Consider the following 18,955-nt stretch of genomic DNA (forward strand, 5'->3'; position numbering starts at 1 on the left):
AGCCGGACAGCGGTTTGCACGACCGGCTGCAACAGCCATAATGCCCGCCATGTTTTTCCTCAGACTCCGAAGGATCGCCCGTGAGCCAGTCCCTGATCGCTGCCCTGCAAAACCCGGCTTTATACCCCCATCCGGTTGAAGCGTTCCAAGTCATCGAGACCCATATTTCCTGGGTCGTACTGACCGGCCCCTACGCCTATAAACTGAAGAAACCGATGAACTTCGGCTTCCTGGACTTCACCCACCTGGAAAAGCGCGGTCACTTCTGCAACGAAGAGCTGCGCCTCAACCAGCGCCTGACCGAAGATTTGTATCTTGAAGTGCTGCCGATCACTGGCACCGCCGAGGCGCCGCAGTTGGGCGGCGACGGCCCAGTCATCGAGTACGCCTTGAAAATGCGCCAGTTCCCGCAGAGCCAACTGCTCAGCACCCTGCAAGCCAACGGCGAACTGACCAGCGCGCACATCGACGAAATGGCCAGGCAGATTGCGCAGTTCCACCTCGCGGCTCCCAAAGTCCCGCAGGAACACCCGGCCGGCACACCGGATGAGGTCATGGCACCGGTTCGCCAGAACTTCGACCAGATTCGCCCGTTCCTCAGCGACAAGGCCGACCTGGCCCAACTGGATGCCCTGCAGGCCTGGGCTGAAAGCAGCTTCGAGCGCCTCAAGCCGCTGTTCTCCCAGCGTAAGCAGCAGGGTTTCACCCGCGAATGCCACGGCGATATTCACTTGGGTAACGCCACCTTGATCGATGGCCACGTGGTGATCTTCGACTGCATCGAATTCAACGAGCCGTTCCGCTTCACCGATGTGTACGCCGATACCGGCTTCCTGGCGATGGACCTTGAAGACCGTGGCCTCAAATCCCTGGCGCGCCGCTTTATCAGCCAGTACCTGGAGCTGACGGGCGACTACCAAGGCCTTGAGGTGTTGAACTTCTATAAAGCTTACCGCGCCCTGGTACGCGCCAAGATCGCGCTGTTCAGCATGCCGAGCGAAGCCAGCCCGGTGCAACGCGCCACGACCCTGCGCCAATACCGCAACTACGCCAACCTGGCGGAAAGCTACAGCACTATCCCGTCGCGCTTCCTGGCAATTACCCACGGTGTTTCGGCCGTCGGCAAAAGCCATGTGTCCATGCGCCTGGTGGAAGCCTTGGGTGCCGTGCGCTTGCGCTCGGATGTGGAACGCAAGCGTCTGTTCGGCGAGCAGCATGTGGAGAACACCCCACAGGCCGGCATCTACGCGGCCGACGCCAGTGCAGCGACCTACGCACGCCTGAATGAAATGGCCGATACCGTACTGCGCGCCGGTTACCCGGTAGTACTGGATGCAACCTTTCTGAAGCGTGAACAACGCGATGCAGCGTCCAAGGTAGCCGAGGCCACCGGTGCGCCGTTCCTGATCCTGGATTGCAATGCGCCGCAAGCCGTTATTGCCAGCTGGTTGGCGCAACGTCAGGCGGACAAAAACGATCCTTCCGACGCAACATTGGCTGTTATCGAAGAACAGCAAGCCAACCGCGACCCGCTGACCGCCGAGGAACTGCTCCTCAGCAAGCGCGTCGAGACCAATGAAAGCGGGACCCTCGATGCTTTGGTGGCGCATATTCGCCAACGCTTGCCAAGCCTGTAAGAAAAATTTCTTGGTCGTGTCGCTTACTTAGAGCGCACGACCGAGCAATAGTGGCACTATAATGGCGCCATAAATCCAACAGGAGTCGCCATCATGAATCAGCCCAAGCTTCTTGATACTCCGCTTTACTCGCTCCTGCACAAAGACGATATCCGAGGCTTTAACCAGGAACGCCCGAAAGACGGCGTCATCGACATGCGCGGTGGCGACTTCCGTGGATTGGACTTGCGTGAACTGAACGCCACGGGCGTGGATTTTACCGACGCCTATTTCCGCTCCGCCGACTTGCGCGGCCTGGATCTGCGCGACTGCCCGTTGGAAGGCGCGAGCCTCGCCCATGCGCAGATTTCTGGAACCTACTTCCCGCCAGAACTGACCGCCGACGAGATCCTCATGTCGGTCAATTTCGGCACGCGTTTGCGCTACCGCACCCGCTGAATCCCTCCACGTCAGTCCCGGTATCGCGTAAGCGCACCCGGGACTTCCCGCCTGCCTGATCCCTCTATTTTTGTAAGCCTTTAGGCCGTTTCCGACTAAAGAACTACGCTTTTCCTACTGAGCGCTACACTCCTGTTCAGGCTTGCCTGGTCACGATACCCACCGCACCATTCGGCCGTCGCAAGGAGGCTTGATGAACGATGAGCTGCAACACCTGAAAAATCTTGGCAAGACGTCAGCACAGTGGCTGCATGCGGTGGGCATCCACAGTGCGTCCGACTTGCGTCGCTTGGGCGCCGTCGATGCGTACAGGGCCGTTCGCACCCGCGGGTTTCGCGCATCAAAAGTGCTGCTGTATGCCATAGAAGGGGCATTGATGGATGTGCACTGGAACGATATTCCTCCCGAGCGCAAGGATGCGTTGAACCGTCAACTGGACGCTATATCTGCGCGCCAGAAAAACTAGATCACCGGCCAAGACCAACGTTTACAGGCACTCCGAACGGACGTTTGAGAAAAGCTGAAGAAGCCGTGAAAACAAATGTTGACTCTCAAATGAGAATCGTTATGATTATCACAACTGGTCGCGAGATCAGCCGATAACTGAAAGACCATTGGTTCGGACTCTCAGATTATCTCCTCATCAGGCTAATCACGGTTATTTGACCCGGCTCTTGCCGGGTCTTTTTTTGCCTGCAAAAAATCCACCTGCAGACAACGTTCGGCACTCACGCTCAGCGTGCAATGATCAACGGGTGTCCACGCTCCGGATGGGGCTGAACGAGTACATCCAAGCCAAATACAGCTTTCAGCGGTTCCGGCCGCATTACCTGTGCCGGCGTATCCAAGGCATGGGGACGCCCCGCCGCGAGCAACAGGATCCGGTCACAGTAGCGCGCTGCCAGGTTCAAGTCGTGAAGGATCACCAACACTGCCGCCCCGTGATCAGCGAACGCACGAATAGCCTGCAAGGTCGTGTGTTGATGCAACGGGTCCAGCATCGAGGTCGGCTCATCCAGCAACAACGTCTGCCCCGCCTCACCCGGCCACAATTGCGCGAGCACGCGCGCCAGGTGCACGCGCTGGCGCTCCCCACCCGACAGCGCAAGGTAGCTGCGACCACTCAGGTGGCTGACATCTGCCGCCTGCAACGCCGCCGCGATAATCTCGTCATCGCGCACGCGCCCAGTCTGGTGGGGCAAACGCCCCATACCGACCACCTCCTCAACACGGAACGCGAAGTCCAGCGTCGAGGCTTGTGGCAATACCGCCAGGCGCTGGGCCCGTTGGGCGCCCCCCCAGTCGCTTAACGGGCGCTGATCGAGCCACACTGCGCCCCGGTCGGGATACAACTCGCCGCACAACGCACCGAGCAACGTGCTCTTGCCCGCGCCATTGGGGCCCAACACGCCCAGCACTTCGCCTGGTAACACATCGAGCGTGACATCGGCCAACACCGTTTTGCGGCCACGACAGATCTGCAAGTCTTCCACACGCAGCATCAGGCACGCCCCCGCAACAACAGGTAAAGAAAAAACGGTGCACCGATAAACGCTGTGACGATACCGATCGGCAGTTCAGCCGGCGCCAAGGCAAGCCGTGCACCCAGATCGGCAAACAACAGCAGGCTCGCTCCCGCCAGAACCGAAGCCGGCAGCAGCACCCGATGATCAGGCCCCGCCAGCAAACGCACCAGATGCGGCACCACCAGCCCCACAAAACCGATCATGCCTGCTGCGGCCACTGCGGCGCCTACCCCTAACGCCGTGCAGAAGACCAACTCGCGCTTGAGCCCTTCCACATCGATACCCAAGTGATTGGCCTCCGACTCGCCGAGCAGCAGGGCATTCAGCGCGTTGGCCCGACGCGGCAACCACAGCGCCACACCCGCACTCACCAGTAACAAGGGCCATAACCGCGAATAGCTGGCGCCGTTGAGGCTGCCCAGGTTCCAGAACGTCAGGGTGCGCAAGGTGGCGTCGTCGGCCAGGTAGGTGAACAGGCCCACCGCCGAACCGGCGAGGGCTGTCAGGGCGATGCCGGCGAGCAGCATCGTCGCGACGTTGGTCTGCCCGTTGCGTCGCCCCAGTCGATAGACCAGCGCAGTGACGCCCAGCCCCCCCAGGAACGCACAGAGTGACAAAATATAAGGCCCGAACGCATCCGGTAAACCACCGAAAAACGTCCCCCCGACAATCGCCACCGCCGCCCCCAGCGCGGCACCGCTGGAAACCCCAACCAACCCCGGATCAGCCAACGGGTTGCGGAACAATCCCTGCATCGCCACGCCCGACAGTGCCAACACGCCGCCAACGGCCAATCCCAGCAGCGTGCGCGGCAAACGGATCTGACCCAGGATCAGTTCGGCCTGCTCCAGCCCGTGCGCATCAATCGGCAGCCCCATCAACCGCAGCGCGGCCCTGAGCGTATCCAGCAGGGGCAAGCTGACGGGCCCCAATGCCAGCGAGAGCCAGATCGCCAATACACACAACAGCGCCAACCCCACAAACAACGCCTTGGGTTTAACCAGCGTGGTCATGGGGCAGGCTTGGCTGGGGAAGGATAAAACCCGGCAGACAGCGCCGCGAGGCTCTGTGGCAGACGCGGCCCAAGCCCGCCGACCAGCAAGGTGGGATCGACCTCAAACACTCGCCCATGCTTGGCCGCAGGCGTGGAGGTCAGGATCGGGTTTTCCTTGAACAATGCGCTACGCGCCGCCTCACCGGCCAGGGCACGATCAGCAAACACCAGCACATCGGGGCTCAACCCAGCCAAGGACTCCACCGAAAACGGCTTGTAGCCAGTATGGGTCGCCAGATTACGCCCACCGGCCTGTTGCAGCATCCAGTCAGCCGCGGTGTCCTTGCCCGCGATCAGCGGCTTGCCCCCCGCATGGCCGAGCAACAGCAACACGCCTGGCGCCTTTTGGGTGGACTGGGCGTTGGTTACCCAGCGTTTCTGCTGGTCCAGCGCCTGCGCATAGGCGGTAAACAATTCGTCGGCCTTGGCCTCACTGCCCAGCAACTTGCCCAAATGCTGGAGGTTGTCTTTTAACGTCGGCAGGTCCGGCTGCGCCGAGAACATTTCCACCTGAACGCCGGCGTTGCGGATCTGCGCCAGCACGGGTGGCGGGCCCATTTCTTCAGTGCCTACCAGCACCTGTGGGCGCAAACTCAGGATGCCCTCAGCCGATAGCTGCCGCTGATAACCAATGCTCGGCAACGCCTTGAGTGACTCCGGGTGCTGACTGGTGGTATCCACGCCCACCAACTTTGACTCACCGCCCAGGGCTGTCACCCATTCGGACAATGCCCCACCGGCACTCACCCAGCGTTGCGGCAGTTCAGAGGCCTGAGCCGCGTGGTTGACCAGCAGTCCGACAACAAGCGCGATAGCGCTGGCACTCAGGCGCATAACAGGGTTTCCTTCCAAGGGCAGGGCCGCTCAAGCACTCATCGATGTGACAGGGAACGCCCGGCTGGCATCGTATTGAGCACCCGGTCAGCTGACGGGCGAAGCCTGCATTTGATAATTGTTTGCATTTGAACGTCAAGGCACTTAAAGGATTGAAATGAAGTTTCTCTGCTCCTCCGACACCCTCGCGCCCAACAGCAGCCTCGGTTTTGATATCGACGGCTGCAAGCTGCTGGCCGTGCGCCGGGACGGTGTTGCGTACTTCTACATCAACCGCTGCCCCCATCGTGGCATTCCACTGGAATGGCAACCCGACCAGTTTCTCGACACCAGCGCCAGCCTGATCCAGTGCGCCACCCACGGCGCGCTGTTCCTGATCGAGAGCGGTGAGTGCATCGCCGGCCCATGTGCCGGCCAAAGCCTTACCGCCCTGCCCGGCCGCGAAGACGCCCAGGGCCTGTGGGTTGAGCTCTAGTCGAGCAGCACGGCCAGCCGCCGGTCCACGCAGATTTCCTCGGGTGTGATCCGCACGCCATATGCCAGCACCTCTACCCCCGCCGCCTTGGCTTCGCGCAGGGCAGCAGCATAGCCCGCATCGATCTCCACCGCCGGGCGCACGGCATCAATGCCCGAGAGATTGACGCAGTACAACTGCACCGCACGCACACCCTCCCGCGCCAGATAGGCCAGCTCGCGCAAGTGCTTGGCGCCACGTTGGGTCACCGCATCGGGGAAGGCCGCCACCGCAGAGCCATCAAAGCCCAGGGTCACACTCTTGACCTCGACGTAAGCCGAGCCGTCGGGATAGTCCAAACGAAAGTCGATGCGGCTTTTCTCCTGGCCGTAGGGCACTTCGCGCTTCAACGCGGTAAAGCCGTTGAGTTCGGTAATGATCCCCGCGTTCAGCGCCTCCTCGACCAACTGATTGGCACGTGCTGTGTTCACACAGGCCAAACGGCCCTGGGGCGTCTCGGCGATTTCCCAAGTGCCCGGCAACTTGCGCTTGGGGTCATTGGAACGGCTGAACCAGACCTGGCCGCCTTCCACCATGCAATTGAGCATCGAACCGGTGTTGGGGCAGTGGATGGTAAGTAACTCACCGGTAACGGTTTCGATATCGGTGAGAAAACGCTTATAGCGGCGGATCAGCCGCGCTTCTTCGAGGGGAGGATTAAAACGCATCAGCCTTGCCAGCTCCGCAAGCCACGGGCGATGCGCTCCACCGCCTCCTGCAGCCGATCGAGGTTTTGTGTGTAGGCAAAGCGCACATGATGACCGGCTTTGAAGCGGCCGAAATCAAGGCCGGGGGTGAAGGCCACATGCTCGGTCTCGAGGAAGTGACGACAGAATGTGAAGGCATCACCGCCGAACGCGCTGATATCAGCATACAAATAGAACGCACCTTCCGGCTCGACCGCTATGCCAAACCCCAACTCGCGCAAGGCCGGCAGCAGGAAGTCGCGACGCCGGCCGAATTCGGCCCGGCGGTCCTCCAGAATGCTCAGGGTTTGCGGGGTGAAACAGGCCAGCGCCGCGTGCTGGGCCATGCTTGGCGCGCTGATGTAGAGGTTTTGCGCCAATTTTTCCAGCTCGCCCACTGCCGCCGGCGGTGCCACCAACCAACCCAGGCGCCAGCCGGTCATGCCGAAATACTTAGAAAAACTATTCAGAACAAAAGCCTCGTCATCGACTTCCAGCACGCTGGCTGCGTCGGTGCCGTAGGTGAGGCCATGGTAGATCTCGTCCACCACGAGGTGGCCGTTGCGCGCCTTGATCGCGGCAGAAAGGCCGGCCAGTTCGTCACGCGTAAGGATCGTCCCGGTCGGGTTGGCCGGCGACGCTACCAACGCGCCGACACTGTCCTGGTCCCAATGCTTGGCCACCAGGTCGGCGGTCAGCTGATAGCGCACCTCGGGGCCGACCGGCACCAACTGGGCCGCGCCCTCCACCAACCGAAGGAAATGGCGATTACACGGGTAGCCGGGATCGGCGAGTAGCCAATGCTTGCCCGGGTCCACCAGCAGGCTGCTGGCGAGCAACAACGCACCGGAGCCACCGGGTGTGATCAGGATGCGCTCGGGGTCGACGTTCAACCCGTAGCGCTGCTGGTAGAAACCGCTGATGGCCGCGCGCAATTCCGGCAGGCCACGGGCCGCGGTGTAGCGGGTCTTGCCGTTGGCCAACGCGGCCTGGCCAGCCTGGATGATGGGTTCGGCGGTGGTGAAATCCGGCTCGCCGATTTCCAGGTGGATCACGTCATGGCCGGCAGCCTGCAGCTCATTGGCACGCGCCAGCAATGCCATGACATGGAAAGGTTCGATGGCGCGACTGCGCGCACTGTAGGGCTGAGCCATTAGCCTTCCTTAACGGTGAGGACAAAAGTTGGATTCTACCGAACCCGCGCCGTAAAACATGTTCTATTGCCTGCCCGACGGCATGTGCCAGCCGGGCAGGCGCCTGCAAAACGACTAAAATCAACATTCGAGGCGAACCATACCCAGTCATGGCGGGCTGCGGCAGTTTGCAACCCTTGGCGATGGGCCTCGACAACCGGGAGTGGCGCACCCCGAATCTATCTGGTAAGTTCGCCCGCTTGCAGCCGCAGGGCCGGCAGGTGTCGGTGACGTTGCAATCCTGCGCAATGGATTAGAAGAGTGAGAGGCGGTCTATTCATGTCCACCCAAGCAAAGCAACAGCAGACTCAAGGCCTCAACGGCTTCGAACCTTACGTAGAGAAGAAAGGTGAGGAGTACATGGGCGAGCCCATGCGCGAGCACTTCACCAAGATCCTGAACAAGTGGAAACAAGACTTGATGCAGGAGGTCGACCGTACGGTTGACCATATGAAGGACGAAGCAGCCAACTTCCCTGATCCGGCCGACCGTGCGAGCCAGGAAGAAGAATTCGCCCTTGAACTGCGCGCCCGTGATCGCGAGCGCAAGTTGATCAAGAAGATCGACAAGACGCTGCAACTGATCAAGGACGAGGAATACGGCTGGTGCGAATCCTGCGGTGTCGAGATCGGTATCCGTCGCCTGGAAGCCCGCCCAACCGCGGACCTCTGTGTAGACTGCAAGACCTTGGCTGAAATCAAGGAAAAACAAGTCGGCAAGTAATCGGCCGAGTTGAATGAATGGGGCGTGCGAACGCCCCATTTTTGTTTCTGGGGTTTACCGAATTTCCAGTAGTATCCGGCCCATGACAGCCTCTACCTATATCGGGCGTTTCGCCCCCACACCCAGCGGCCATTTGCATTTCGGCTCCCTGGTCGCCGCCCTCGCCTCCTACCTCGACGCCCGCGCCAATCAAGGCCGCTGGCTGATGCGCATGGAAGACCTCGACCCACCCCGCGAAGAGCCCGGTGCCCAGGCGGCGATCCTGCACGCCCTGGAGAGCTACGGCTTCGAGTGGGACGGTGAATGTGTCCGACAAAGTGAGCGGCATGAAGCCTACGCAAAAGTGCTCAACGACATGTTCAACCACGGCCTGGCCTACGCCTGCACCTGCTCGCGCAAACAGCTGGAGCCTTACAACGGGATCTATCCGGGGCTGTGCCGCAACGTTGGGCATGACCAGCAAGACGCAGCTATTCGCCTGCGTGTCCCTGAGCTGGAATACCATTTCACCGACCGAGTGCAGGGCGAATTCCGACAGCACCTGGGTCGTGATGTAGGCGATTTCATCATCCGTCGCCGCGACGGCCTCTACGCCTATCAACTGGCCGTGGTGCTCGACGATGCCTGGCAAGGCGTCACCGACATCGTGCGCGGTGCCGACCTGCTCGACTCCACGCCACGCCAGCTCTATCTGCAAGAACTGCTGGGCCTGCGTCAACCGCGCTACCTGCATGTGCCGCTGATCATCCAGCCGGACGGCAACAAGCTGGGCAAATCCTACCGTTCCCCGCCGTTGACACCCGACCAGGCCACGCCTTTGCTATTGAGAGCGCTGCGCGCCCTCGGCCAGCAACCTGGCGACGAACTGCTGCACGCCAGCCCACGGGAACTGCTGGATTGGGGCATCCAGCATTGGGACGCCACCAAGATCCCGCGCACACTTACACTGGCCGAAGCGCAATTGAGCTGAAGGCGCTTGCAGCTTGCCCGGCATCCGTTACCATCGCCGCAGTTTTTCAATCAGAGGCCAACATGTACATCTATCGATTGGTCCTGCTGCTGGTCGTCGGGATCTACCTGTTTTCCCCCGCCATCATGGATTGGTGGATCGACGCCACGGGCGCCTGGTATCGCCCTTATCTGCTGTGGTTGATCCTGATCGTCGTGACTTTCATCCTGCAGAGCCAAAAAGATGCCGATGAGCTTTAGCCTCACCCAGATGCTGCTGATCAGCGCCGCCTACCTGGCCGCGCTGTTCGGGGTGGCCTGGATCAGTGAGCGCGGAATGATTCCGCGGGCGATCATTCGCCATCCGTTGACCTACACATTGTCCCTGGGCGTGTACGCCAGCGCCTGGGCGTTCTACGGCACGGTGGGCCTGGCCTACCAGTACGGTTATGGCTTTCTGTCCAGTTACCTCGGGGTGTCCGGCGCATTCCTGCTGGCGCCGGTGCTGTTGTACCCGATCCTGAAGATCACGCGTACCTACCAGCTGTCTTCCCTCGCCGACCTGTTTGCCTTCCGCTTTCGCAGCACCTGGGCCGGCGCGCTGACCACCATCTTCATGCTGATCGGTGTGTTGCCGTTGCTGGCCCTGCAGATCCAGGCCGTGGCCGACTCCATCAGCATCCTGACCCGCGAGCCGGTGCAACATCGGGTAGCCCTGGCCTTCTGCGCACTGATCACCCTGTTCACGATTTTCTTCGGCTCACGCCATATCGCCACCCGTGAGAAGCACGAAGGCCTGGTGTTTGCGATTGCCTTCGAGTCGGTGATCAAGCTGATCGCCATCGGCGGCGTCGGCCTTTATGCGCTTTACGGCGTGTTCGATGGCCCGCAACAGCTGGAACTGTGGCTGCTGCAAAACCAGACCGCCCTCGCCGCCCTGCACACGCCGTTGCAGGAAGGCCCGTGGCGCACACTGCTGCTGGTGTTCTTCGCCTCGGCGATCGTGATGCCGCACATGTACCACATGACCTTCACCGAGAACCTCAACCCACGCTCGCTGGTCAGCGCCAGCTGGGGTTTACCGCTGTTCCTGTTGTTGATGAGCCTGGCGGTGCCGCTGATCCTGTGGGCAGGCTTGAAACTGGGTGCTACCACCAACCCTGAATACTTCACCCTCGGCATCGGCATTGCCGCCAATAGCCCGGCCTTGGCGCTGCTGGCGTATGTCGGCGGGTTGTCGGCCGCCAGCGGGTTGATCATCGTCACCACCCTGGCGCTTTCGGGGATGGCGCTCAACCACCTGGTCTTGCCGCTGTACCAGCCGCCGGCCGAGGGCAATATCTACCGCTGGCTGAAATGGACACGCCGCGCGCTGATCGTCGCCATCATCATGGCAGGCTACGGGTTCTACCTGTTGCTGGGCGCCGGGCAGGACTTGGCCAACCTGGGTATCGTCGCGTTTGTCGCCACCTTGCAGTTCCTGCCGGGCGTGCTGTCGGTACTGTACTGGCCGACCGCCAATCGCCGTGGTTTCATCGCCGGGTTGCTGGCAGGGATCCTGGTGTGGATCGTCACCATGCTGCTGCCGCTGGTCGGCAATTTGCAGGGCTTCTACATCCCGCTGTTGAACATGATCTACGTGCTGGATGACACCAGTTGGCACATGGCGGCCATTGCGTCATTGGCCGCCAACGTCTTGATGTTCACGCTGATCTCGCTGTTCACCAACGCCAGCCCGGAGGAAACCAGCGCCGCCGAAGCGTGCGCCGTGGATAATGTGCGGCGCCCGCAACGCCGTGAGCTGCATGCCGCCTCGCCCCAGGAGTTCGCCACGCAACTGGCCAAGCCTCTGGGCGCCAAAGCCGCGCAAAAGGAAGTTGAACAGGCGCTGCGCGACCTCTACCTGCCATTCGATGAGCGGCGCCCGTATGCATTGCGCCGCCTGCGTGACCGTATCGAAGCCAACCTGTCCGGCTTGATGGGGCCGAGCGTGTCCCAGGACATGGTGGAAACCTTCCTGCCCTACAAGGCCGGCGGCGAAAACTACGTGACCGAAGACATCCATTTCATCGAGAGCCGGCTAGAGGATTACCACTCACGCCTCACCGGCCTCGCCGCCGAACTCGATGCCCTGCGCCGCTACCACCGCCAAACCCTGCAGGAGTTGCCAATGGGGGTGTGTTCCCTGGCCAAGGATCAAGAGATTCTGATGTGGAACAAGGCCATGGAAGAGCTGACCGGTATCGCGGCGCAGCGCGTGGTCGGTTCACGTCTCAACACCCTGGGCGATCCCTGGAAAGAATTGCTGCAAGGCTTTATCAACTTGCCCGACGAGCACTTGCACAAGCAACACTTGGCCCTCGACGGCCAAACCCGCTGGCTCAACCTGCACAAGGCCGCCATCGACGAGCCCCTGGCGCCCGGTAACAGCGGCCTGGTGCTGCTGGTGGAAGACCTGACCGAGACCCAGATGCTCGAAGACAAGCTGGTACATTCCGAGCGCCTGGCCAGTATTGGGCGACTGGCGGCGGGCGTGGCGCATGAAATCGGCAATCCGATCACCGGCATCGCCTGCCTGGCGCAGAACCTGCGGGAAGAACGTGAAGAAGACGGCGAGATTACCGAGATCAGCGGGCAGATCCTCGAACAGACCAAGCGTGTGTCACGCATCGTGCAGTCGCTGATGAGCTTTGCCCACGCGGGGGCCCATCAGAACCAGGACGAAGCCGTGTGCCTGGCCGAAGTGGCACAGGATGCCATCGGGCTGCTGGCCTTGAACCGGCGCAATTTCGAAGTACAGTTCTTCAACTTGTGCGACCCCGACCATTGGGTCGATGGCGACTCACAGCGCCTGGCCCAAGTGCTGATCAACCTGCTGTCCAACGCCCGTGACGCAACGCCTGCCGGCGGCGCGGTACGCGTCAAGACCGAGGCTTTCGAACATACGGTCGATCTGATCGTCGAAGATGAAGGTAGCGGTATTCCACAGAACATCATGGACCGATTGTTCGAACCCTTCTTCACCACCAAGGACCCAGGTGAAGGTACCGGTCTGGGCCTTGCACTGGTCTATTCCATCGTTGAAGAGCATTATGGACAAATCACCATCGACAGCCCGGCTGACACCGAAAGCCAACGCGGCACCCGTATTCGGGTGACCTTGCCGCGTCATGTCGAAGCGACGTCCGCTGTGAACTGAGACCGTCGAGAGAATTGAATCAATGCCGCACATTTTGATCGTCGAAGACGAAACCATTATCCGCTCTGCCTTGCGTCGCCTGCTTGAACGAAATCAGTACCAGGTCAGCGAAGCCGGCTCGGTGCAGGAAGCCCAGGAGCGTTTCAGCATTCCCACGTTCGACCTGATTGTCAGTGACCTGCGCCTGCCTGGCGCGCCTGGCACCGAGTTGATCAAGCTTGGCCAGGGCACCCCGGTGCTGATCATGACCAGCTATGCCAGCCTGCGTTCGGCAGTGGACTCCATGAAGATGGGCGCGGTGGACTACATCGCCAAGCCTTTCGACCATGACGAGATGCTTCAGGCGGTAGCCCGTATCCTGCGTGACCGTCAGTCGGCCAGCAGCGCGCCTGCCGAGCAACGTCCTGCAGGGAAAACGGCCGACAAGCCCGGCGTCGACAACAGCAACGGTGAGATCGGCATCATCGGCTCCTGCCCACCGATGCAGGACCTGTACAGCAAGATCCGCAAAGTCGCGCCCACCGACTCCAATGTATTGATCCAGGGCGAGTCAGGCACCGGTAAAGAACTGGTGGCGCGCGCCCTGCACAACCTGTCCAAGCGTGCCAAGGCGCCGATGATCTCGGTGAACTGTGCGGCGATCCCCGAATCCCTGATCGAGTCCGAACTGTTCGGCCACGAGAAGGGCGCGTTCACCGGCGCCAGCGCCGGGCGTGCGGGCCTGGTGGAGGCAGCGGACGGCGGCACGTTGTTCCTCGATGAAATCGGCGAGCTGCCCCTGGAAGCCCAGGCGCGCTTGCTGCGCGTGCTTCAGGAAGGTGAGATTCGCCGCGTGGGCTCGGTGCAATCGCAAAAGGTTGATGTGCGCCTGATCGCGGCGACTCACCGAGACCTCAAGAGCCTGGCCAAGATCGGCCAGTTCCGTGAGGATTTGTATTACCGCCTGCACGTGATCGCGCTCAAACTGCCGGCCCTGCGCGAGCGTGGCGCCGACGTCAACGAAATCGCCAGCGCATTCCTGTTGCGCCAGAGCGCGCGCATCAACCGTACCGACCTGAAGTTCGCGCCGGACGCCGAGCAGGCCATTCGGCATTACTCGTGGCCGGGTAACGTGCGGGAGCTGGAAAACGCGGTCGAGCGCGCCGTGATCCTGTCCGAAAGCCCGGAAATTTCCGCCGAACTGCTTGGAATCGATATCGAGCTCAGTGACCTGGAGGATGACGACTTCATCGGCCTGGCCCCTCAACAAGGCGGCGGTAGCAATACCAGCCATGAGCCGACGGAAGATCTGTCACTGGAAGATTACTTCCAGCATTTTGTCCTTGAGCATCAGGACCATATGACTGAGACCGAACTGGCGCGCAAGCTGGGCGTGAGCCGTAAGTGCCTGTGGGAACGCCGCCAGCGCCTGGGCATTCCTCGGCGCAAGACCGGTGTGGCGAGCGAGAGTTGAGGGTTCGCCCCCACAGGTAACACCCACCGATGTGAAAAAACTGTTACCGCGGATATTTCGCGTAACAAAAGCCGGGGCTTACGGTAACGAAGCCCCGGCTTTTTTTGATCCGTCAAAAGCCCGAAACCACCTGAAACCCCCGTTTTTACTGGGCGGTGCAAAAGTTGGCACGCACCCTGCTATATGCTTAGTACAAAAACAATAACAAGCTTTGTACAAGACAATAAAAATAAGACGAATCGACTCACGCATAACAAAAACAACACGGCGGAGGCGCAGCTAACTGATTCTTTTGGAGAGGCGTTGCATTTGGGGCTTGCCCCGCAACCAGGCCGAGAACAACAAAAACTGCCCTAAGGCAGAGCCTGAACTGGTTGGATCGTAGATCAGCAACACAGCGACCAAAGCAATCCGTTTGCTCTTGACTCCCGATTGGGAGTGTCATGAAGGTCAAGCTTCATGGCGAGGGCGATCAACAAAAACAAGAAGCCCGAAATCAATAATAAAAATAGAGCACGCAACTACTTCTGGGGGAGCTTCGGCTCCCCTTGTAGTTTCCGGGATTTGGCTTTCGTGATTCACCGCAAAGGCTTATGGCGCAATGCCTGTAGCTTGTTCCTACACCATCCCCTGACTAAATGCTAGAATCCCGGCCCATCATGCGGTCATTCTTCGTTATGGCCGAACATTCCTTCAAACAGTGCATCCCATGCTGAAGAAGTTGTTCCAGTCATTCCGTTCTCCCTTGCGTCGTACGCAACACAAACGCAGCACGCCTGAAGTGCTCAACAGCAGCCAGCATTCGCTGCAACGTGCTCAATTCAGCCGTTATGCAGTGAACATCGTCGAACGGTTGCAGAACGCCGGCTACCAGGCTTACCTGGTGGGCGGGTGCGTACGCGACATGTTGCTCAATATCACGCCCAAGGACTTCGACGTCGCCACCAGCGCCACACCTGAGCAGGTACGTGCTGAATTCCGCAACGCGCGGATCATCGGTCGGCGCTTCAAGTTGGTGCATATCCACTTCGGTCGCGAAATCATCGAAGTCGCGACGTTCCGAGCAGGCCACCCGCAAAACGACGAAGAGGAAGACACCAACCAGTCCTCCCGCAACGAGAGCGGGCGCATTTTGCGCGACAACGTCTACGGCACCCTTGAAGAAGATGCGCAGCGCCGCGACTTCACCATCAACGCCCTGTATTACGACCCTGTCAGCGAGCGCATCCTCGATTACGCCAATGGCGTACACGATATTCGCAACAACCTGATCCGCCTGATCGGCGACCCGGTCCAGCGCTATCAGGAAGACCCGGTGCGCATGCTGCGGGCCGTGCGTTTCGCTGCCAAGCTGAACTTTGGCATCGAGAAACACACTGCCGCGCCGATTCGCGACCTGGCGCCGATGCTGCGTGAGATCCCTTCGGCACGCCTGTTCGAAGAAGTGCTCAAGCTGTTCCTCTCGGGCTACGCCGCCGACACCTTCGAAATGCTGGTGGACCTGCAGTTATTCGATCCGCTGTTCCCGGCCAGCGCCGAGGCATTGGAATACAACCCGACGTACACCCACACCCTGATCAGCGAAGCGCTGATCAACACCGACCTGCGCATCAAGCAGAACAAGCCGGTTACCCCGGCGTTCCTGTTTGCCGCCCTGTTGTGGCCAGCCCTGCCAAAACGCGTCCTGCGCCTGCAAGAGCGTGGCATGCCGCCAATCCCGGCCATGCAGGAAGCCGCGCATGAGTTGATCGCCGAGCAGTGTCAGCGCATCGCCATTCCGAAACGCTTCACCCTGCCGATCCGCGAGATCTGGGACATGCAGGAACGCTTGCCGCGCCGCAGCGGCAAACGTGCCGACCTGCTCCTGGACAACCCGCGCTTCCGCGCCGGCTATGACTTCCTGCTGTTGCGTGAAAGCGCAGGCGAGCAGACCGATGGCCTGGGCGAATGGTGGACCGACTACCAGGATGCCAACGACAGCGAACGCCGCGACATGATCCGCGACCTCGGCAGCAAGGGCGACGGCGACGGCGCTGGGCCGAAGAAGCGTCGTCGCAGTGGCACCAAGCGCAAGCGCAGCGCTGCTGACGCCTCGGGCGCTGCGGGCGAATAAACGTGGAACGCATCTACATCGGCATGGGCAGCAACCTGGCTGCCCCGGATCAGCAATTGCGCAGTGCTATCGGCGCGCTGGCGCAATTGCCAGGCACCACCGTCGCCGGTGTCTCGGCCTTCTATCAAAGTGATTCACTGCTGCCGGGCCAACCGCGCTACACCAATGCGGTGGCCGCCTTGGACAGCAGCCTTGCGCCCCTGGCACTGCTCGATGCACTGCAAGCCATCGAGAACGATCAAGGCCGCGAACGCCTTGAGCGCTGGGGCCCGCGCACGCTCGACCTGGACATCCTGCTGTTTGGCGATCGCCTGATCGACGAGCCGCGCCTCAAAGTGCCCCATTACCAAATGCATCTGCGCGCGTTTGTGCTGTACCCGCTGGCGGAACTGGCGCCCGCCACCCTGTCATTGCCTGACGGCCAGACCCTGCGCGACTTACTTGCCGACTGCCCGTTTGTCGGGCTGGAGCGCCTCCCCCAAGACTGACTCGGTCGATGTGGGCGCGGGCTGGCCTGCTCCCACAGTGCAATCTCCCGTCGCTGGAAAACGGCGCTCAAGTTGCTGAATCGCGTCAGTAACAGCGGTAACACCGCCATCGTAACAATGCGGTAACACATCCAATTGACTTCCCGTGTCCTCCTCACGACTATAGGCGTCCCGCTGCCGCCAACCCGGCGCTAAAGGGCGCAATCCAGGCCTTATAAGCACTGCTCTCAAGACAGTGCGCCTGTATAAACGAAGACTCACGCGCGTTACTCGCTGTTTCCAAGCGCCTGAACGAGGACCCTTTTCATGCCAGACATTACCCTGACCACCTTGCAGAGCCTCAAGCTCAAAGGTGAAAAAATCACCATGCTGACCTGCTATGACGCCACCTTCGCCCACGCCAGTTGCCAGGCCGGGGTTGAAGTGCTGCTGGTGGGCGACTCCCTGGGCATGGTTCTTCAAGGGAATGACAGCACCCTGCCCGTCACCACCGATGAACTTGCGTACCACACCGCCAGCGTCAAGCGCGGCAACGATGGCGCCTTCATCATCGCCGACCTGCCGTTCATGGGTTACGCGACGCTCGAACAGACCTTCCAGAATGCCGGCAAGCTGATGCAAGCCGGTGCGCACATGATCAAAGTCGAAGGCGCCGTGTGGCTCGCCGAGTCGATTCGCCTGCTGGCAGAGCGCGGCGTGCCGGTTTGCGCACACATGGGCCTGACGCCGCAGTCGGTGAACATCCTCGGCGGCTACAAGGTACAAGGCCGCAATGAAGCCCAGGCGCGCCAGATGCGTGCTGATGCCATTGCCCTGGAGCAAGCCGGCGCGGCCATGATTCTGCTGGAGTGCGTACCGAGCGAGTTGGCCGCTGAGATCACCCAGGCCGTGAAAGTGCCAGTGATCGGTATTGGCGCGGGTTCCGCCACCGATGGCCAGGTGCTGGTGTTGCACGACATGCTCGGCCTGTCGATCAGCGGCCGCGTGCCAAAGTTCGTGAAGAACTTCATGGCTGGCCAGGCCAGTATCCACGACGCATTGAGCGCCTACGTCGCTGAAGTCAAAGGCGTGACCTTCCCTGGCGCCGAACACGGATTCTCTGCATGAACACCGTAAAAACCGTACGTGAATTACGCGCTGCCGTGACCCACGCCCGCAGCGCCGGCAAGCGCATTGGCTTCGTGCCCACCATGGGCAACCTGCACAGCGGCCACTCCACCCTGGTGACCAAGGCCGCCCAGCAGGCCGACTTCGTGGTGGCCAGCATTTTCGTCAACCCGCTGCAGTTTGGCGCCGGCGAAGACCTGGACAAATACCCGCGCACCCTCGCCGCCGACCAGGAAAAGCTGCTGCAAGCCGGCTGTAACCTGCTGTTCGCGCCCACCGTCGAGGAAATGTACCCCGGCGGCATGACCGGCCAGACCCGCGTCAGCGTCCCGCAATTGTCTGAAGGCCTGTGCGGCGCCAGCCGTCCGGGGCACTTCGAAGGCGTGGCGACGGTGGTCAGCAAGCTGTTCAACATGGTCCAGCCGGACATCGCTGTGTTCGGCCAGAAGGATTACCAGCAACTGGCGGTGATCCGCGCCATGGTCCACGACTTGAACATGCCCATCCAGATCATCGGCGAGCCCACCGTGCGTGCCGACGACGGCCTAGCGCTGTCGTCGCGCAACGGCTACCTCACCGATGAGCAACGCGCCATTGCCCCGGTGCTGTACCGCAGCCTCAGCCAGATCGGCGCAGCGATCAAAGCCGGTGACCACGATTTTGCCAGGCTGCGCGCCGAACACGTGTCGCAGATCGAAGCGGCCGGGTTGCGCCTGGATTACCTCGAAGTGCGCCAAGGCGTGCATTTGCGCCCAGCCACACCCGAGGACCGCGATATCGTGATTCTGGTAGCCGCCTATCTAGGGGCCACCCGCCTCATCGACAACCTGCATCTGACCCTCGACTGACCCCTCCCCGTTGCCCTCCTCGCTGCGTAGATTAAAAGTGCCGGTATAAAAAAGTACCGGCCTGAGCGCAGACAAAGCCAAGACATATCGACTCGCTAGGTTTAATGTAATCGCCCTGCGCTATGGTTAGCGCTGTCTGGAACCCATTACTTGATGAAAGACTGGACGTTCCGGGCCTAGAAGTGTCCTAAAGG

18 protein-coding genes are annotated in these 18,955 nt (G+C 60.9%); 13 read left to right on the top strand and 5 right to left on the bottom strand.

The window, feature by feature from the left end; genetic code table 11:
* The first annotated feature begins 80 nt into the window (after positions 1–80).
* The 3 genes from ATH90_RS24280 to ATH90_RS24290 all read left to right on the top strand — a co-directional run bounded on the left by ATH90_RS24280 (position 81) and on the right by ATH90_RS24290 (position 2,541).
* Positions 81–1,637 carry a bifunctional aminoglycoside phosphotransferase/ATP-binding protein gene (locus ATH90_RS24280; RefSeq protein WP_098467376.1) on the top strand — a complete coding sequence of 519 codons (1,557 nt, stop codon included), beginning with the start codon at positions 81–83 and terminating at the stop codon, positions 1,635–1,637.
* Between the two features lie 93 nt (positions 1,638–1,730).
* Positions 1,731–2,075 (top strand): pentapeptide repeat-containing protein, encoded by a 345-nt coding sequence (locus tag ATH90_RS24285; RefSeq protein WP_034107023.1) that lies wholly within the window; start codon positions 1,731–1,733, stop codon positions 2,073–2,075.
* Positions 2,076–2,268: 193 nt separating this feature from the next.
* Positions 2,269–2,541, top strand: a complete 273-nt coding sequence (locus tag ATH90_RS24290; protein ID WP_034107025.1) for a TfoX/Sxy family protein — start codon at positions 2,269–2,271, stop codon at positions 2,539–2,541.
* A gap of 268 nt (positions 2,542–2,809) precedes the next feature.
* Here the strand turns inward: ATH90_RS24290 and ATH90_RS24295 are convergent, their stop codons facing one another.
* From ATH90_RS24295 to ATH90_RS24305, 3 genes are read right to left on the bottom strand one after another with little or no spacing between them, the layout of a single operon-like run.
* Positions 2,810–3,577, bottom strand: coding sequence for a heme ABC transporter ATP-binding protein (locus ATH90_RS24295; protein WP_098467377.1), 768 nt, complete (start codon positions 3,575–3,577; stop codon positions 2,810–2,812).
* On the bottom strand, positions 3,577–4,614 hold the full coding sequence (locus ATH90_RS24300) for a FecCD family ABC transporter permease (protein ID WP_098467378.1): 1,038 nt from the start codon (positions 4,612–4,614) through the stop codon (positions 3,577–3,579). The genes ATH90_RS24295 and ATH90_RS24300 overlap by 1 nt, the downstream gene beginning before the upstream one ends.
* Positions 4,611–5,489 carry a heme/hemin ABC transporter substrate-binding protein gene (locus ATH90_RS24305; RefSeq protein WP_069078280.1) on the bottom strand — a complete coding sequence of 293 codons (879 nt, stop codon included), beginning with the start codon at positions 5,487–5,489 and terminating at the stop codon, positions 4,611–4,613. The genes ATH90_RS24300 and ATH90_RS24305 overlap by 4 nt, the downstream gene beginning before the upstream one ends.
* 157 nt (positions 5,490–5,646) lie before the next feature.
* On the opposite strand from ATH90_RS24305, the gene ATH90_RS24310 reads away from it, so the two are divergent.
* Entirely contained in the window at positions 5,647–5,964 is a 318-nt protein-coding gene (locus tag ATH90_RS24310; protein ID WP_034107033.1) for a Rieske (2Fe-2S) protein, read from the top strand.
* Here ATH90_RS24310 and sfsA read toward each other — a convergent pair.
* Both sfsA and ATH90_RS24320 read right to left on the bottom strand, forming a co-directional pair.
* Positions 5,961–6,671 (bottom strand): DNA/RNA nuclease SfsA, encoded by a 711-nt coding sequence (gene sfsA, locus ATH90_RS24315; protein ID WP_034107035.1) that lies wholly within the window; start codon positions 6,669–6,671, stop codon positions 5,961–5,963. The genes ATH90_RS24310 and sfsA overlap by 4 nt on opposite strands.
* A complete protein-coding gene (locus ATH90_RS24320) occupies positions 6,671–7,843 on the bottom strand; it encodes a pyridoxal phosphate-dependent aminotransferase (RefSeq protein WP_034107037.1) in 1,173 nt (390 codons plus the stop codon). Before ATH90_RS24320 ends, sfsA begins: the two co-directional genes overlap by 1 nt.
* Positions 7,844–8,161: 318 nt before the next feature.
* Here ATH90_RS24320 and dksA point away from each other — a divergent pair, with 318 nt between their 5' ends.
* The 9 genes from dksA to panC all read left to right on the top strand — a co-directional run bounded on the left by dksA (position 8,162) and on the right by panC (position 18,761).
* Positions 8,162–8,605, top strand: coding sequence for an RNA polymerase-binding protein DksA (gene dksA, locus ATH90_RS24325; protein WP_025857127.1), 444 nt, complete (start codon positions 8,162–8,164; stop codon positions 8,603–8,605).
* 82 nt (positions 8,606–8,687) lie between these two features.
* On the top strand, positions 8,688–9,575 hold the full coding sequence (gene gluQRS, locus ATH90_RS24330; protein WP_034107040.1) for a tRNA glutamyl-Q(34) synthetase GluQRS: 888 nt from the start codon (positions 8,688–8,690) through the stop codon (positions 9,573–9,575).
* Positions 9,576–9,637: 62 nt separating this feature from the next.
* A complete protein-coding gene (locus tag ATH90_RS24335) occupies positions 9,638–9,814 on the top strand; it encodes a hypothetical protein (RefSeq protein WP_003176118.1) in 177 nt (58 codons plus the stop codon).
* Positions 9,798–12,752 (top strand): sensor histidine kinase, encoded by a 2,955-nt coding sequence (locus ATH90_RS24340; protein WP_164393777.1) that lies wholly within the window; start codon positions 9,798–9,800, stop codon positions 12,750–12,752. Before ATH90_RS24335 ends, ATH90_RS24340 begins: the two co-directional genes overlap by 17 nt.
* 22 nt (positions 12,753–12,774) lie before the next feature.
* Positions 12,775–14,205, top strand: coding sequence for a sigma-54-dependent transcriptional regulator (locus ATH90_RS24345; RefSeq protein WP_034107044.1), 1,431 nt, complete (start codon positions 12,775–12,777; stop codon positions 14,203–14,205).
* Positions 14,206–14,914: 709 nt separating this feature from the next.
* Positions 14,915–16,318, top strand: a complete 1,404-nt coding sequence (locus ATH90_RS24355; RefSeq protein WP_034107046.1) for a polynucleotide adenylyltransferase PcnB — start codon at positions 14,915–14,917, stop codon at positions 16,316–16,318.
* Positions 16,319–16,320: 2 nt separating this feature from the next.
* A complete protein-coding gene (gene folK, locus ATH90_RS24360; RefSeq protein WP_034107048.1) occupies positions 16,321–16,806 on the top strand; it encodes a 2-amino-4-hydroxy-6-hydroxymethyldihydropteridine diphosphokinase in 486 nt (161 codons plus the stop codon).
* A 306-nt stretch (positions 16,807–17,112) separates the two neighbouring features.
* A complete protein-coding gene (gene panB, locus ATH90_RS24365; protein ID WP_034107049.1) occupies positions 17,113–17,913 on the top strand; it encodes a 3-methyl-2-oxobutanoate hydroxymethyltransferase in 801 nt (266 codons plus the stop codon).
* Entirely contained in the window at positions 17,910–18,761 is an 852-nt protein-coding gene (gene panC, locus ATH90_RS24370; RefSeq protein WP_098467379.1) for a pantoate--beta-alanine ligase, read from the top strand. The genes panB and panC overlap by 4 nt, the downstream gene beginning before the upstream one ends.
* Positions 18,762–18,955: the final 194 nt, after the last annotated feature.

It is taken from the genome of Pseudomonas lurida (assembly GCF_002563895.1).
Classification (GTDB): domain Bacteria; phylum Pseudomonadota; class Gammaproteobacteria; order Pseudomonadales; family Pseudomonadaceae; genus Aquipseudomonas; species Aquipseudomonas lurida.

Bases quoted from the DNA above. Each gene is read 5' to 3' on its own strand.
- ATH90_RS24285 (WP_034107023.1), top strand. From the start codon at position 1,731: ATGAATCAGCCCAAGCTTCTTGATACTCCGCTTTACTCGCTCCTGCAC.
- ATH90_RS24290 (WP_034107025.1), top strand. From the start codon at position 2,269: ATGAACGATGAGCTGCAACACCTGAAAAATCTTGGCAAGACGTCAGCA.
- ATH90_RS24295 (WP_098467377.1), bottom strand. From the start codon at position 3,577: ATGCTGCGTGTGGAAGACTTGCAGATCTGTCGTGGCCGCAAAACGGTG.
- ATH90_RS24300 (WP_098467378.1), bottom strand. From the start codon at position 4,614: ATGACCACGCTGGTTAAACCCAAGGCGTTGTTTGTGGGGTTGGCGCTG.
- ATH90_RS24305 (WP_069078280.1), bottom strand. From the start codon at position 5,489: ATGCGCCTGAGTGCCAGCGCTATCGCGCTTGTTGTCGGACTGCTGGTC.
- ATH90_RS24310 (WP_034107033.1), top strand. From the start codon at position 5,647: ATGAAGTTTCTCTGCTCCTCCGACACCCTCGCGCCCAACAGCAGCCTC.
- sfsA (WP_034107035.1), bottom strand. From the start codon at position 6,671: ATGCGTTTTAATCCTCCCCTCGAAGAAGCGCGGCTGATCCGCCGCTAT.
- ATH90_RS24320 (WP_034107037.1), bottom strand. From the start codon at position 7,843: ATGGCTCAGCCCTACAGTGCGCGCAGTCGCGCCATCGAACCTTTCCAT.
- dksA (WP_025857127.1), top strand. From the start codon at position 8,162: ATGTCCACCCAAGCAAAGCAACAGCAGACTCAAGGCCTCAACGGCTTC.
- gluQRS (WP_034107040.1), top strand. From the start codon at position 8,688: ATGACAGCCTCTACCTATATCGGGCGTTTCGCCCCCACACCCAGCGGC.
- ATH90_RS24335 (WP_003176118.1), top strand. From the start codon at position 9,638: ATGTACATCTATCGATTGGTCCTGCTGCTGGTCGTCGGGATCTACCTG.
- ATH90_RS24340 (WP_164393777.1), top strand. From the start codon at position 9,798: ATGCCGATGAGCTTTAGCCTCACCCAGATGCTGCTGATCAGCGCCGCC.
- ATH90_RS24345 (WP_034107044.1), top strand. From the start codon at position 12,775: ATGCCGCACATTTTGATCGTCGAAGACGAAACCATTATCCGCTCTGCC.
- ATH90_RS24355 (WP_034107046.1), top strand. From the start codon at position 14,915: ATGCTGAAGAAGTTGTTCCAGTCATTCCGTTCTCCCTTGCGTCGTACG.
- panB (WP_034107049.1), top strand. From the start codon at position 17,113: ATGCCAGACATTACCCTGACCACCTTGCAGAGCCTCAAGCTCAAAGGT.
- panC (WP_098467379.1), top strand. From the start codon at position 17,910: ATGAACACCGTAAAAACCGTACGTGAATTACGCGCTGCCGTGACCCAC.